Below are 14,593 nucleotides of genomic sequence, written 5' to 3' on the forward strand. Positions count from 1 at the left end.
CGCTTGCGGCCGGTGAGTATGGTCACAGAAGATAAGTGGGGTGCCACCCCATTTCGACGAATCGTTTGAGGAGCGCCCGCATGCTCACCCAGGAACGTCTCACCGCCGTCCGTCGCACCCTGCGGCCGATCGGATTCGCGATGCCCAGCATCGGCCTGTCTGCAGTGCCTCCTGTGCAACACCAGATCGAGGCGGCGCGACGATTGGAAGCCGCGGGTTACCGCAACGGTTGGGCCAACGAAGGCGTGGGCGGCAAGGACGTTTTCGTGCAGATCGCCATCCTGCTCGGCGCCACCGATCAGCTGACTTTTGGAACGTCGGTAACCCCGATATGGGCTCGTCCGCCGATGGTTACCCACGCCGCGGCGCACCAGCTGGTAGAAGCCTTCCCGGACCGTTTCCTGCTCGGACTCGGATCAGGTTATGACTTCATGGCGACCCTTGCTGGCCTGGTGTATCACAAGCCACTGGCCCAGTTACGGGAGTACGTGACGCGAATGCCGGAACCCGTCCCGCTGTCGGACTCCCCCGCCGTCGACTACCCCACCATTCTGGCTGCCAACGGCCGGCGGTCGGTACGGCAAGCCGGCGAGATCGCCGACGGCGTATTCCCGGCACTGGTTCCGCCGCGCTATGTCGAGGAGATCCGATCGGTGCTCGGAGATGACAAGCTGATCATCGTGGGGTTGACGACATTCGTCGACGACGATAAAGAGGTAGCCAAAATCGCTGCATCACAAAGCATTTCGCAGATCTTTGCCATGCAGGGTGTTCCGTACGGACGAGTGCTCGACAGTTTCGGCTACACCGCACAGGATCGCGCCGAAGGCAGCGACCGCCTGACCGCCGACCTCACCGCCGCCGGCTCGGGAGCCACCATCGCCGCGGCCGCCAGACGATACATCGAAGCCGGCGCCGATCATGTGGTCCTGATGCCGGTCGCGGCGGACTTCAACTCCGGCGTGGACAAGCTCGAGTCGATCGCCGCCGACGTCACTAAGGTTTGATGCCTTCAAGCGCCAGCGTGCGCAACCTGTGGCCGACGGATGGGTCCTGTTCGGTCGCGAGAGCCACTCCGCCCACCAGCGCAAGCAATTCCTCGATGGTGACGTCCTGCCGCACTGCGCCTGATGCGATAGCCCTCGCCAGGAGCGGACCACCGTGTTGCACTAGTAACCGGTGACACGCCTCGCACGACGTGTTTCCACGGTTGTGCAGCACGGCGGCGGCCAGTCCGCGCACGTCGGAAAAGTACTCCCCCACTTCGTGTAACCACGATGTCAAAGCTGCCGCAGGGTCTCTGGCCGCGGTGTCACCGGCGGCCCGTTCACACAACGCCCGGACCGTACCGGTGAAGACCGCATCAAGCAGTTCCCACCGCGACGGGAAATGCCGATGCAAGGTCGCCGATCCGACGCCAGCCTGACGGGCGATCTCCTCCAGCGAACCGTCCGCACCGTCACGCAAGAACACTTCCGTCGCAGCGCTGATCACACGCTCACGGCTGCGCCGAGCATCGGCACGGAGGCGGCGTGGCGCTGTCATGCCAGACCACCCCGGCGGGCAGGCTCGGCACCCTCTAAACGAGTACCGACCAGCATTTGTCCGTGTGCAAGGAGTCTCACCCGCTCGCCGTCGACCAGAAGGCCTCGGCACGAACGACGCAACGGCAGGTTCTCAGACATCGCCATCGACGCTATCTCCGATGGATCACTATCCGCCAGCGGCGATCTACTCTGTTCTCAGGGGACGGCCTTGCGCATGACGACGTCGAGCTCGCCCCCGACCCCGCCCGACTGGATCGAAAGCCTTTGCGCTGGTACAGGCGCACCGCCAATGCCCCTCCCACGGAAGTGGGGTGCGACGGCGATGGAAACCTCGGGGAGTGGGATACCTTCTCTGCCAAAGAATTAATCCCGGCTCCCCGCCCGCCAGGTAGACCCGGCAGACCTACCGATGTAGAGATGCAGCGAAGATTGACAAGACACGCCTGCCTACTTTGACAAGATTCGGGCGTGTCGCGGCGGCTTGTTAATCTTCGCTGCAAAAGCGGAGGTCAGAAGATGCCGATCCTGTCCGCCACATGCGCAGGGGCGGCTTCGCGCGAAGCGTTTGGCACTGAGTCGAGAACTACCAGGTCGAGACAGGCACGCTCATGTCCGTATCTGTGGAGCTTGGCTAGCCTTCATTGGTGCATGAGGCCTTTCACCGGTTTGGCTATGCAGTCCGACGTCGCTTGACGCTCGAGGCCCGCCCGGAGAGCAGAGTGAACGAATCCACAAGCTGCCCTTCACTCATCTCCGCGTCAGGTGAGCATGCGTGCACCTTGCCTGCTCCGAGTCGGCGAGCCGCCATGGCGGCAGCAGAAACTCCATTCCCGGATACGCCAGCAACACCAACCAAGAGCACGTCCCTCCCAGCGAGCGAGGTATGCCAACCGACCTGTTCCAGTTTTCCTTGGCAGCGGAGTTCGACGGCCCCTAGCAGGCGTTGACCATCTGCACCGATGGCCATCAACAAAGGGCATTCGAGGCGTAGCGCCAGGTCGATGACCGAATCCGCGTAAGTCTGCAGGAGAGGGAATCTCAAAGCGCGATCCGCACGTCCCTCGGCGGCGAGCACGCTGGCCAACAGCGGGCCGGCGTGATGCCGAGTAAAGTTCATAGGAAAAATCATGCCTTGTTTCCTTCTCAGATCTGGGACCGACTCGCCCATGGAAAGGAAAATGCTACAACGGTATCCTGACAACGTGGCTGACCCGGAACTCAGCACGGACCAAGCCGCAGTTCGGCTAGGAATCTCGCGTCCGACCGTCCGCAAATTGGTGAGGGACGGCGCCCTCGCGGGTCGGCCAGTTCAGCGCGGTACCCGCTTCGCTTGGCGGATCGATGAAGCCAGCGTCGTTGCCTATCTCAAAGCACGGGATAGTTCCGCTGACGCACGTCGAGAAGGAAAACGGGTGACCGTTTCCCAACTTCGCGATGAGCTCAAGCGTTTACGGGACGAAGTTCGCACTCGGGCCAGGTTCGACATACCCGACCCCGCGGAGAGCGGCCTGCGCGCCGAGTTGACCACACTACGAGAGGCTTTGGTGCAACAACGCGCGATCACAGATGCACTCGCTGCTGCCGATGAAGCTCGCGCCGAGGTTGTACAGCATCTAATCGCCGCGGTAACGGCAAGCGAAACCGCCGACGAACGGCGGCGCGAAGCGCTGGCAGCAGCACAGGTCACGATCGGCCAGTTCATCACTCCCGGCAATGCCGAGAGCCTTGGCTCTAGCAAGGATCAAGGACTGTAGGCGAGCGCGCCAATTGCCGCCATCGTGGCTTCTAGCCACTTCTGAGGTAATCCCGCCGCTCTGAGCATCACTTTGGCTTTGGCCTTGACCTCGTCCTTGCTCGTTCCATCCCACTGACCAATCTCAAGACCAGTGGCAAGTGCTGTTTCGGTGACTATCTCTCGGGCCGCAGCGGCGATCGCGCCCTCGGCGAGCAGCCGCAGCTTCGGTCCCTCTTTGCGAGATCCGGTCGGTGGAAAGTCTGCGCGGGCAATTACCACCCGCTCCGGCTTCAGCGCCGCGGATCGTGATCGGGTCGCCTGGCTCAGTTCGAAAAGCTGTCTGGTGAAGTCTACGTCGTCCCCCGTGAGCGCAAATGAGTCGACTATCAAGGGATTTGGGGTGCCCGGCTCGATCACAATGGCACGGGCAGTCGGTCGCCCTTCTGTTTCTAGCTTGACCGCAATTCCCATCAGTCGCATGAGTTGGACCGTACTCTTCAATCGTGGCGTTCCCAGCGATGTTTGCGCACCGGTACGAGCTGCGGTCTTCGCTCGGCCAAGGGGCCCAGGGAGAAGTGTACGAAGCGTTCGACCTACACGAACAGGAGACGGTTGCCCTCAAGCTTCTGAGGCCGACCCCCGATGTGTGGGCTGAAGCGGCGATTCTACGGCGCTTGGCCGACCACCACATCCTTCCGATCCGCAACGCGGATGTACATGTGGGACAGCCCTTTCTAGCGACAGTACTAGCTGCCCACGGCAGTGTCGACGGCCAGATATCAGCGGCCGGATCCGCCGGCTTGAGTACCGCTGACACAGTACGGTGGGTTCGTCACGCCTGCCATGGGATCGCCCGTGGACACGACTCGAAACTGGTACACAACGACATCAAGCCCGCAAACTTGTTCCTGAATGACAACCATGAATGTGTTGTTGCCGATTGGGGATTCGCCGCGGCGATTGATCCGTCCACCGGCTTTGCGTTGGTGCCCGGAGCGACCGCCGAAACAGTGGCACCCGAAATCGCAATAGCGGTCGCTGGCGGGTCCACACCTCTGGCAACGACTCGATCCGACATCTACTCGCTCGGCGCGACCGCTTTTTGGATGTTGACTGGGTGTCCGCCAATCGATCTTTCCGGCCGAGTGGGGGTGCTGGCGCGGATGCAGGGCGCTGCGACGCTGGTTCCACCCCGACTTCAGGATGTGGCCCCGCACGTTCCGAGGTGGGTCCGCGACAAGATCGAGAAGGCGATGTCCATAGATCCTGCCAATCGATACGACTCAGCGCATGCGTTCGCCGCGGATCTTGGCAATCGCCCGGTGCTGCCCCGGCAATGGATACGCACCGATGAACACACCGGCCATCTCGCATGCTGGCGCGGAGTTCCGCAGAGCGGCGCAACATACGTCATGTGCCTGGAACAAGGCTCCACGGCGTCGCGCCGGACTGTCACGACCGTAACCGCGAATAGTGGACGTCGCGTTATGCGAGGCTGTGGGTCCGCGACGGCCGCGACTTGGCCACGGGTAGTTCGCAGGTTGATCGCCGCTCTCGGGTGACTTCGCGTAGGTGTCCCGTCTAGTACCCGGCGTGTTAAGCCGTTCAGGAGCTGCGCAGTATCGCTGTCGCGTTCACAGACCCTTGATTACGGTGTGGACCTCGGCGGTCGACGTCACCACGCATGAGCGCGCCTGTATTCGGCGAGTTTACGAGTTCGTCTGCAAGCCAATATTTTTGAAAGCAACAGATGCGCCACAAATAGCTCCCAGAGATCGGTCGGTCGGTTGTCGTCACCATCGCCGGCCGCCGAGAAATCCTTAAGGCCGACGAGCGGCGGCTGTCGAGATGCAGCGAAGATTGACAATCACGCCTGGGCTACTTTGACAACATTTCGGCGAGTCGCGAGAGCGTGTCAATCTTCGCTCCCATCAAGTACCTCGAGCCTGCTCATCTCCACCGAGAACGGAGGAGGCGCATCTTCGATCGTCTCCAAACCCTCACCGTCAAGTCCGATGAGCACCCAAGTGCGGATTCTCGTGTGTGGCGAGCGGCACGAGGGCGCCATCGGCGCACGCCCGCGCGCAGCGCCTCAGACGGCCTAAAGCAAATTGGTCGTCGCCGCAGCATTAAGACTCGCCCAGAGCAAGACCGGCGTGTCGGTGGACAAGTGCAACGCGACTTATCCACGGCGGTGTCGCTACCCGACTTTAGACAGCGATGCGGCATCGGCCGGATCATCATCGCTGTCCCCCGTCTACACAGGCTTTAGCGCTGGCGGCTTCACCGGCGGGAAGCAGCAATGGCACTTTTCTAGCCAGCGTGGCGGCGATACAGCCTGCATCACGAACCGATCTCGACTGCGCGGCGAAGGGCTCACTTTGGGCGCAACGGTCCCTCGCATCCGCCAGATCGCGGAACTTCAGAGGCCTTTGTTGCCTACGCTGTTGCTGTGGCAGATCTCGACGTGGTGATTTTCACCTTCACTGACACCGAGGCCGCCGCGGTCAAGTCGCTTCTGGAGTTGTACGTCGATCCGAATCGGACGGATCCGACGTTGTGGCGGGCGGCCCTGGGCAAGGAACTGATCATGGGCACCCTGACCGATGGCCGGACTGTCCAAATCGAGCACAAACCACTGAGGGCACAGGGCAACGTCACCGCGGCGACGGAGCTTACTCGCGCCGTGTATGACGACGCTGTAGATCACCAGCCGTCGGCGGACTACTACATCTTTTACGGTTGCTGCGGAGCGCTCGACGGGAAACTGACCGGCGAGATCTTCCGCGTTTCGAGCGTGTCGTATATGTCGCTGGGATCCGTGAAGGACCCCCGCGGCCAGGTCGTCGAAAACAAACCCGAGCACGTGACGGACTCGAGCGGCCAGGGAGGCGATCAGCTGATGGTCAAGGAGCGGCCGCCGGTCGTCATCGGCGCGGTGGCGCAGACGCCGGTCGATGCGGTCACTGAGACGGTGACGTTGAAGAATAAGTGGATCGTGCGAACGCACCCAGGTGAACAAGCGCCGCTAGGGTCGATCGAACTTCCCACCGGATCGGAGAGCGCGCCAGGGCGCCTAAAACTTCTGAACATTCCGGATGCCTACGTGCTGGCCACGGACAAGGTCATCGAGATCCCGCCTGCAATGAACGCTCCTACGCCTAGGCGAACCCCTCTTGAGGGGCCAATTTTCGACGCTGGTGAGTGGACGTACGGCGAGACGCTGGCCCACTGCAGGGAAAACGTGAAGGGCTACGTCTTGATCGATATGGAGACGTTCGGAATCGCTTCGGCGATGCGTGCGCTAGGCCTAGGAGATGGCGTTCTCGTGTTGCGCGTTGTGACCGACGCGCTGACCAACAAGGTAAACCAGGCCGATCAGGACCAGCTCGGCCTGCTGAAGAGTCGGCTCCCCGCGCTGGATGACATCCTCACGACTATCATGGGAATCACTGATGACGCCAGATAGGACACTCGACGCCCAGGTCCGCCGTATGCGGGCCGGCAAAGTTTGGACACCGAGCAGTACGTATGACCCGGTGTTGTGGTGGCGTGTGCTCGCTTCAATTGTGTCGATGGCGGCCGCCGATATGGACAACCAGACCGACCGCCTGGACCGGGTCTCCATGCCGCTGTTGCGAACGTACAGATCCGATGTACGGGCCAACGCCGCGAGGTCAGCGCAGCGTTTCCTCAGCCAGCTCCGCTCGGACTATCGGCGAGTGGCCTTACCCAGCGTGGATCTCGTCGATGTGGAACGGGAACGACAATCAGAGGAGTTGGCAAAGGCGCTAGAGGGCGCTGGCATCAACAACTGCTCGGTCGCGATTCTGGCCGTGGGCCAGTATCTTGCCTCAGACCGGTCCGCAGACCTGGCAACCGCTTTGAAGCCATGGATATCAGCTGAGGATCACTCAGATGAAATGTCCTGGTTTGAGAACATGTTCGGCCCTGTCGTTGGGCCTGTGGTGCATCTAGCCCTGAGTTCGGCGCCCGACGAGCCGAAAGAGCTTCCAAAGTGGGCGGGCGAGGTTGGCGATGAGTGGTGCGGCCAGTTCCTCAGAGCCGGCGCCCAAGAATTGCGGTCAGATCAGCGGCAGGTTCCGGCCTTGTCGTACGCCAGATAGACGGGCACAGTGCGGCGAAGGTGTTCAGAGGCGCCCGAATTCCCAGCTGCCCAGGATCAGCCCGAGACTGCAATCGCAGCCGGCAGTGAACCCAACGCTTTGGCGTCCATTAGCGAACCGCTCCAGCCCACCGGCTGCCCGGCGCGCGGGGGCCACGTACTTCCGCACCGCCAACAAACCGCATGGACTAAGCTGCCGGCGCTAATGCGTGACCCTGGTGTAGGACACCCGCGGCGCTGTCGATTCTCCAACTTCGTGTCTTACCGCGCGGCGCTCTGACCTGCGGCTATGCCAGCGGCCTCACGTGTCATCTGCGGCCTATCTGCGTGTGCGCACGCACACCCGAAGATCGCGGCCGCGCATTCAACGAGTGGCGCAACGGCATTGAGGCGCTCTGGCGATCGCCAGAAGGCCAGCAGATCACCGCCGCCGAGCAGGCCGCGGACGCCGAGCTTCATTCGTGGCTTGCTGAGTGCACCGGGGTCATTGTGCACAATCATGGCGGGTTCGCACCCGAACAGTGGCGCGGGACGGTCGACGGTCACAGTTTCTACTTCCGCGAACGCCACGATGAGTGGTGCATCGACCTCGATCTGCGGCCTAGCGGCCGATTTTGCCCGGACAGTCGCCGGCACCGCCAACGATGGCACCGTCAGTTACCAGCAACGTGCGTGGGACGAAGGCGACGTACTAGGGCCGCTTGTTAATCTTCGCTGCAAGCGTGCTGGTCTTGGACTGACATCCGGGTTATGCGAGTCGTCAGATGCTGAGTTGTTGACGCAGCACAACCAAGTGAGATTGCAGGTCCGAAAGTTCGGTGGCGGCGAGATCCAAGACCGCGGCCGCGCCCGAGGCGCAGTAGTTCTTCTTGATCCGTTGCTCTGTGACGACAAGGCACAATTGTCCCGGCTGGATCCTATGGGAGTGTGCTCCGGTCTTATGAGCAGAGCAGATTCGTGGCGCCTTCGCTCTCTCCACTTCCAGATGTACGTCCCTCAGAACATTCTTCGGCTTCGGCATGCGCTTCGCCGCCTTTCAGGCTGAGCAGTCTCGATAGCTGAAAGCACGATCTTAAGGAGCTACTCCGACAATCGGTAGGGCGTTGAAGCGCGGCTCCAACAGAAGCGCTAACAAGCTTTCCGGCGACTCGCGCAATACCCACCACTGCCCGATCGGACCTCCTTGTTTCATATATCGTCGTGAACGTCAGCGAGGTGCTTGGCGCGGTTTCGCTCTCGTCTCGACGGCTCGGCCGACTCACCTACAGGCTCTGACGAAGGGGGTGTCAATGACGGTCGACCCGGCAGCTACGAGCGCACGTCCCTCTCACACACGAACACAACACGCAATCAGACTGCTCGTGCTCCTAGACAGCTGCGGCGAAGCTGCTGTCGACAGCGACCCCGATCTCGCGGTTAAGGCAGTTCGAAGCGAACTTCGATTGCAGGCGATGGACTTCTGGATGCGAAATCCGGACTATCTCGCTGATGAGTTGATCACCCAGGTTGAGAATGGGGCTATTACGGACTCTTACCTCAAGACTGCGCAAGCACTGTTGGACGATCCTGAACCTGACCTCCGCTGGTACCCCACCCCGCGTTGGCTCTACGGCGCATACGAGGCAATCGATGACGCAGTGGCACTACTGGAAACATACGGGCTCGCGATATTCCGCCGCAGCGGTGAACCAGGATCCAAGAGCCAACGAAACAGCTTGTTCCTCACAGCGCGAGGCGCGGCCTCCGTCGCCGAACTCGCCACAGATCCTGTATTGGGCTGGTATGTGCGCCAGGCCGAACTCGTGTCGCTCGTCGCCGGAGACACGGTTGGCTCGAAACTGAAGGAACGTCAGTACGAGCAGGCAACATATGCCGGCACGGAGTTAGGGCTGCGAATCGCGTCGATCGCTGATGGTGTGCGGGTGCGACTGCAAGCGATGACAACACAGAGCAACGGCGGTCTCGAAGGAGATGGGGAATGAGTGACCTCGCCGAGGAGATCGTGAAGACACTCGGCCGGAAGAAGAAGGATCCGATCGACCTCGGAGTCGAGGTTGTGGACGACGTGCTCAACGAACTCGGCATCCCCACGTCGTCGTCGAAGGGACTCCCCGTCCGCCTTCGTGCGAAACGCGTGATGTTCAGCGGCACAAAGCGCCTCGCGCCAGACCATCCCGGTGCCGAGGGTTTCCCACTTGAAGAGATGGCCGATCCAAGGGAACTCGATGTCGCGCCAAGACCCACCACCACGAATCTAGCACCGGCTCTTCCTCAATCGCTGCCAGACAAGACTTCCGGCGACACGGACACAGCCGACGAACGAGAAGACAAACTCATCCGACGAGCTCTAGTCCCGTTTCACTTCGAGTGGCTTCCCCAAGACGGGGTAAACGGATTGGGATCTGAACGAAACCTCCGCGGCAAGTCATCAGTTTTGAACGTACTGTTGTGGTCGCTGTCGGGGCGTTGCTCTGAATTCTCTCCCGATGTGCAGCGATGGATTCAGCACGTCGAGGTTGACTGGAACGTCGGCCATGAGACCTTACGCGTCCAATTCGACGCTGCGGATGGCCATGCCACGACAGGAACGGTGTCACTCCTCGCCGCTGACGGCGCGGCCGGCAACGTGCTGGCAACCTTTGATCGAGACTCCTTCGAAGACGCTATGAACTCGGTCATTCTCAACAGACTCAGGCTTGATCCCATCACGGTGTCGCAGTCGGGAAAACCCACCTCGCATCAGTGGCCGGCGTATACGAACGCACTTTGGGTGCGGCCGAAGTACCTCGCTTCGATCATCGGCAAGGAACCGACTCTCAGCGTACGGTTGATGCAGATGTTCATCGGTACGGACTGGGTACCTGTACTTGCAGCAGCATCAACAGTGGCCGGAACCCTAAACGCTGAACAGATGACCGCCGAGGAGCGTACGAAGACCGCAAGGGACGCAGTCGCGGCGTCGCGGTTAGAAGCGCAGTCAAAGGTGCAGAGTCTCCGATCGCGGATTTCTGCGTTACCGTCGGGAACTCCCGACCTCGTGAAGATTACGGCAGCAAGTGCCCGCGCAAGTCAATTGGCTCTAGAGATAAACCGTATCGAGCTTCAAGAGCTACAGCAATCGGCTGCAAGACAATCTATTTCGCAGCAATTGAAGGCGGCCCACGCTCGACAGCACACAGACTACGAGGACGCTCTTCTCACGAAGTTCTTCCACCAGATGGAACCGACCGTGTGCCCACGGTGCACCGCGGCCGTGACTGAGGAACGTCGAGCGGCGGAGGCCGACTCACACAAGTGCTCCGTCTGCACCAACGACCTCCATCTTGAAGATGTGCAAGCGACCGTCGAGGCCGCGTCCACGGCCGACGCATCGCCGTCGGCGGATACGGACGCGGAAGATCCTGATCCGCCGCCTCGCGACGAAATCGATGCGCTGAAGCAGGCGCTGGAAGACACCGATGCGGCAATATCTGCGCTGCAAGAACAGCTGGCAGAACTCGCCGAAGCACGTGAGACAGCCACCGCAGAAGCTGCCTTCGACGCAACTTTGCTTACTGCAGCACAGGAACGACAGAGGTTGGAGCTGGATATCGCCAGAGCTGAAGGCGCTGCTGATGCCCTTGCGCAGCCAGTCCCAGCGACAACTGGACCACCCGTCGATCCCATCCAGCTTGCAGTTGCCACAGCAGCCGAGACTGTCCTGAAAAGATGGGTAAAAGACGGCCAGGACCCCCTGCTAGCGGCGATCTCCGCCGATATCGAACGCCTAACCATTAGCTTCGGCGGTGACAGCCTCAACGACGTGAAATTGGATGGCGCGGCCAATATGAAGCTCCTCAAGGGCGGTGATCCGGCGACCTATGGTGCTCTCACTCCTGGCGAGCAACTCCGGGTAAAGGTGGCGACAGTGATCGCCCTGATCCGGCACGGCTACGTGGCAGGACTTGGCCGACATCCAGGTCTGCTTTTGCTCGACTCGCCGGCCGCAGAGGAGATCCCGGATGGAGACCTCGCCACCATGATTGCCGCACTCATCGAGGTCGCCGAAAACGCTCCGATGCAGATATTTGTGGCCACTCGAAACACAGGGCCACTTCTTGACTTACTTCCCGAAGCTAGTCGACGCATCGCGACCGGCGACAACTATGTCTGGTAGGAGAGCCTGACCGAGTGGTGACTGCGCACAAAGCAATCCTCACCCTAGGTAGAAAGGAGGGGATTGAACGCACACGAGAACATCACGCTCGCCGACGCTTTGACAACGCTTGCTGAGATGTCGGCGGGCCACCCATTCCCGGAAGACGCTATTGACGTAGTGGGTGGGTGGGGTCGAATCACGCAAGATGCAGTATCGCTTGCGGGAAAACCTGCTTTGCCACTTCTAGCGCACTTGGCCGCGCGCGACGCCGGAGATACACCCCACGAGCACGCGGTGGCTGCCCTCATCGCAATAGCTGAATCCGTCATGGCGACAAGAGAACCGACGTTGATGCGCGAGTCTCTTGACGCTCTGACTGCGGCAAAGGGCGCGATCCGCGCCACCGGTAAGCTCCTGGCCACAACCCTTCCCTCGATCGTCGAATCGATTCTTAACGATGCCCAACGCGATAAGGCTGCAGACCTTGTTGCAGCTGACGCCCTCGAAGTCCTCACAAAGGTCGTCGCTTCTGGATACGGCTCACACTTTGGGCTGCTCGCGCTTCTTGATCGATTCGACGCTCCGATGAACCTGCCGATCGCTCGAGCAGCCGTACGGTCGGTCAGCGTCGCGGCGGATATTTGGCCGGAAGCTGACGTGCTCGCAGTTCGAATTCGTGACCTCGCCGGGCTCGATCCTACAGAATCGTCAAACTCAGAATTCGCTGGTGCGGTAGAGCCCGATGCGGTCTGGGCCTTAGCGATGATGTCGATACTGCGCGCGCTGCGCGCCAACACCATTATCGACATGGCTCCACACCTTGACGACGCCGATCGCTACCTAGACGTGGCAGCGACCACTCATGATAGGGCTGACGCGGCGGTCATGCGCCAAGTACTTTCAGCCCTGCGACAACTCGTCGCTGCCATCGTTGAGGAGACGCCATTAAGGGCGTTGCATGGTGCGGCGCTTTCGCCGAGCGCGATCGAGGAAGTCCGCACTCGAATCCGCAAATTTACAACTGACACTGCTGGATTGGACCACTGGTACGGGGACCGCACGCGAGCAGTCCTCGCCGCCTGGACTGGTGTTATGGACGATCTGGACCGCCTGCGCACCGAGTTCACTAAAGACGCTTTCTACCAGGCCGAAGTTATAGTCCGCGATCTCTTAAACGTCTATCTCCATAGCCGTTCGTTTGAAACCCATTATTCAGATCTCGACGTCGGCGGTGTCCAAAAGCTCATCCACCCGGTCATCGAAGGCGGGTTCGCTAGCAAGGCTGGACATCTCAGCAACCTTGAACAGCACGCCGACATTCTCGAAGGTCGTGTTGAGGTCGAACCCGATCAAGGGCTAGAGGAACAGCTAATGGCGGCGCGGCAAGTAATCGACGCTGCTCGGCGCGCTGCCAGGGGTGGTGAGTTGCCGGGAAAAACTCCTGGCGGCGCTTCGGCACCGCCGCTTCCCGCATCAATAAGTCAGTTGGTAGTAGCCGGATCACCCGATGAAGCTCTCTTGAGGCAGATCTCCCCGGATACGTTGGCAGCGCTCGCAGTTGGCATGGAGCACGTCGACGCTGGCCGTGCCCATTTGAACATGGTTCAGCGGGAGGTCTACGACGGCATTCGGGAAAAGTTTAAAGAATGTCCGGACTACAGGGGCGAGGTGATCCCTGTAGTCGACGAAGTCCTTCGACTTGTGCTCAACTTTGTCGTCAGTCGAACCGCTGGCGAGTCTGGTCACTATCCGTACTTGTTCGACCCATCGGCGGTTGAAAGCGCAATTCAGGAAGATCTGTACAACTACCTCGTTGCTGCTCTCGGTGCGCGCGCCGAGTATGAAGTGTCGCATGTGGGCGGCGGGCGGGTTGATCTGCGCCTGAAATTCGGCGAGTTCGCCATTCACATAGAGATGAAGGTCGACGACACTCAAGTGCCGATGAACGACAAGTCAGCTTACCTCAAGCAGGCCGCAACATACCAAGGCAATGACATACGCATCGGATTCCTAATCGCGTTGCGGCACAAAGCATTTCCGAAGGGACCGCCGCCGCACTTGACCTCACTGATGCAACACACAGCATTTGACATCCCCAGTGACCCGGTCCCCCGCCATATAGTGACAGTCGCAGTGCCTGGCAGCAGAACAAAGCCGTCAGACTCGACTGTCAAGTAGTTGGGCAGGCATGTGAACCCTCCGATCTTAGGTAGCTCACCATCCGGTCGCGGATGTACAGCCGTCGCCGATGACACCGTATCATTTTCTGCCGCAATAGGGTTCCTGATCGTTCGGTCATGATCAAATGTGCCGAGCGAGACTGTCAGAGAGGCTGTTCCCGGCTGTGCGGCTAGCGAAATGGGTAGGGCGCGCCGCATAGTCTGTCGCCTTCTGCTCCGTTCGCTTCACGCCACTCCGGGTTTGAGCATGCGGACTCAAGATTTACAGACGGTGGCGAAGTTGGAATCGCTTGGCTGGAAGGCGGGTTTGCATGAGGATCGGGCGGGTTTGCCGCCACGTAGTCTGCTCCGTTCCATCGCAGATCTTCGTAAGTGGTGGTGCCTTCAGCGCAGCTGGGGTTGCAATCGTTGCTGGACTGTCGGATCGTGTACTGGCCGTCAGGTCCGGGGCCCACCAGTTCGGCGTAATAGATCGCGTAACGACCCCAGTAGCTGGGATAGCTTGGTGTCGAAGTGGATTCCCATCCGATATCTGCGAACCCGTCGCGGGTCGGAACGAGTACGAGCACACCGTCGTATCTACCCGGGTTGTAGGTGACGAATGTATTGCCGGTTGTGTCGGTGGCTGGGCTCGGGAATCCGAAGTGGTTCGTCACTCGAATGTGTATCGCTTCGAGGACTTTTCCCGACACAGCGACTGGCGCGACACAGCCGACCTTGTCGAATCCGGTGCCCGAAAGTGTCAGGAAGATGCGGATAGGCCCCAAGAACTTGTGCTCGATGTCTTTTTGATCAACGACGTCCCCGCGGCAACCTGAATTGGTGGGCAAAACATCCGGAAAGTTGGAAGGGAGTTCCGAAGTCGCC

At 60.5% G+C, this 14,593-nt stretch carries 10 protein-coding genes and 1 pseudogene; 9 read left to right on the plus strand and 2 right to left on the minus strand.

What is annotated here, in order from left to right; all coding sequences use genetic code 11:
• Nucleotides 1-80 precede the first annotated feature (80 nt).
• Nucleotides 81-1,007 carry an LLM class flavin-dependent oxidoreductase gene (locus AWC31_RS06715; RefSeq protein WP_085143554.1) on the plus strand — a complete coding sequence of 309 codons (927 nt, stop codon included), beginning with the start codon at nucleotides 81-83 and terminating at the stop codon, nucleotides 1,005-1,007.
• Here the strand turns inward: AWC31_RS06715 and AWC31_RS06720 are convergent.
• Nucleotides 997-1,545, minus strand: a complete 549-nt coding sequence (locus AWC31_RS06720; protein ID WP_085143555.1) for a TetR/AcrR family transcriptional regulator — start codon at nucleotides 1,543-1,545, stop codon at nucleotides 997-999. The two genes, AWC31_RS06715 and AWC31_RS06720, sit on opposite strands and share 11 nt — an antisense overlap.
• 1,180 nt (nucleotides 1,546-2,725) lie before the next feature.
• Between AWC31_RS06720 and AWC31_RS38265 the strand changes: the two are divergent.
• A pseudogene (locus AWC31_RS38265) lies at nucleotides 2,726-2,911 on the plus strand (helix-turn-helix domain-containing protein); the annotation flags it as partial.
• Nucleotides 2,912-2,959: 48 nt separating this feature from the next.
• Entirely contained in the window at nucleotides 2,960-3,301 is a 342-nt protein-coding gene (locus AWC31_RS37775; RefSeq protein WP_234816754.1) for a hypothetical protein, read from the plus strand.
• On the opposite strand, the gene AWC31_RS06735 is transcribed toward AWC31_RS37775, so the two are convergent.
• Nucleotides 3,289-3,762, minus strand: coding sequence for a hypothetical protein (locus AWC31_RS06735; RefSeq protein WP_085143558.1), 474 nt, complete (start codon nucleotides 3,760-3,762; stop codon nucleotides 3,289-3,291). The genes AWC31_RS37775 and AWC31_RS06735 overlap by 13 nt on opposite strands.
• A gap of 38 nt (nucleotides 3,763-3,800) precedes the next feature.
• Here AWC31_RS06735 and AWC31_RS38270 point away from each other — a divergent pair, with 38 nt between their 5' ends.
• The 6 genes from AWC31_RS38270 (at nucleotide 3,801) to AWC31_RS06770 (ending at nucleotide 13,724) form a co-directional block, all read left to right on the plus strand.
• Nucleotides 3,801-4,844, plus strand: a complete 1,044-nt coding sequence (locus AWC31_RS38270; RefSeq protein ID WP_085143559.1) for a serine/threonine-protein kinase — start codon at nucleotides 3,801-3,803, stop codon at nucleotides 4,842-4,844.
• Between the two features lie 890 nt (nucleotides 4,845-5,734).
• Nucleotides 5,735-6,751 carry a hypothetical protein gene (locus tag AWC31_RS06745; RefSeq protein ID WP_085143560.1) on the plus strand — a complete coding sequence of 339 codons (1,017 nt, stop codon included), beginning with the start codon at nucleotides 5,735-5,737 and terminating at the stop codon, nucleotides 6,749-6,751.
• 106 nt (nucleotides 6,752-6,857) lie between these two features.
• Entirely contained in the window at nucleotides 6,858-7,409 is a 552-nt protein-coding gene (locus AWC31_RS06750; protein WP_133060117.1) for a hypothetical protein, read from the plus strand.
• Nucleotides 7,410-8,697: 1,288 nt separating this feature from the next.
• On the plus strand, nucleotides 8,698-9,390 hold the full coding sequence (locus tag AWC31_RS06760) for a hypothetical protein (RefSeq protein WP_133060118.1): 693 nt from the start codon (nucleotides 8,698-8,700) through the stop codon (nucleotides 9,388-9,390).
• Nucleotides 9,387-11,564 carry an AAA family ATPase gene (locus AWC31_RS06765; protein WP_085143563.1) on the plus strand — a complete coding sequence of 726 codons (2,178 nt, stop codon included), beginning with the start codon at nucleotides 9,387-9,389 and terminating at the stop codon, nucleotides 11,562-11,564. Before AWC31_RS06760 ends, AWC31_RS06765 begins: the two co-directional genes overlap by 4 nt.
• A gap of 63 nt (nucleotides 11,565-11,627) precedes the next feature.
• Nucleotides 11,628-13,724 carry a hypothetical protein gene (locus AWC31_RS06770; protein WP_133060119.1) on the plus strand — a complete coding sequence of 699 codons (2,097 nt, stop codon included), beginning with the start codon at nucleotides 11,628-11,630 and terminating at the stop codon, nucleotides 13,722-13,724.
• Nucleotides 13,725-14,593 lie beyond the last annotated feature (869 nt).

Source organism: Mycolicibacterium wolinskyi (assembly GCF_002101965.1).
In the GTDB taxonomy this organism is placed as follows: domain Bacteria; phylum Actinomycetota; class Actinomycetes; order Mycobacteriales; family Mycobacteriaceae; genus Mycobacterium; species Mycobacterium wolinskyi.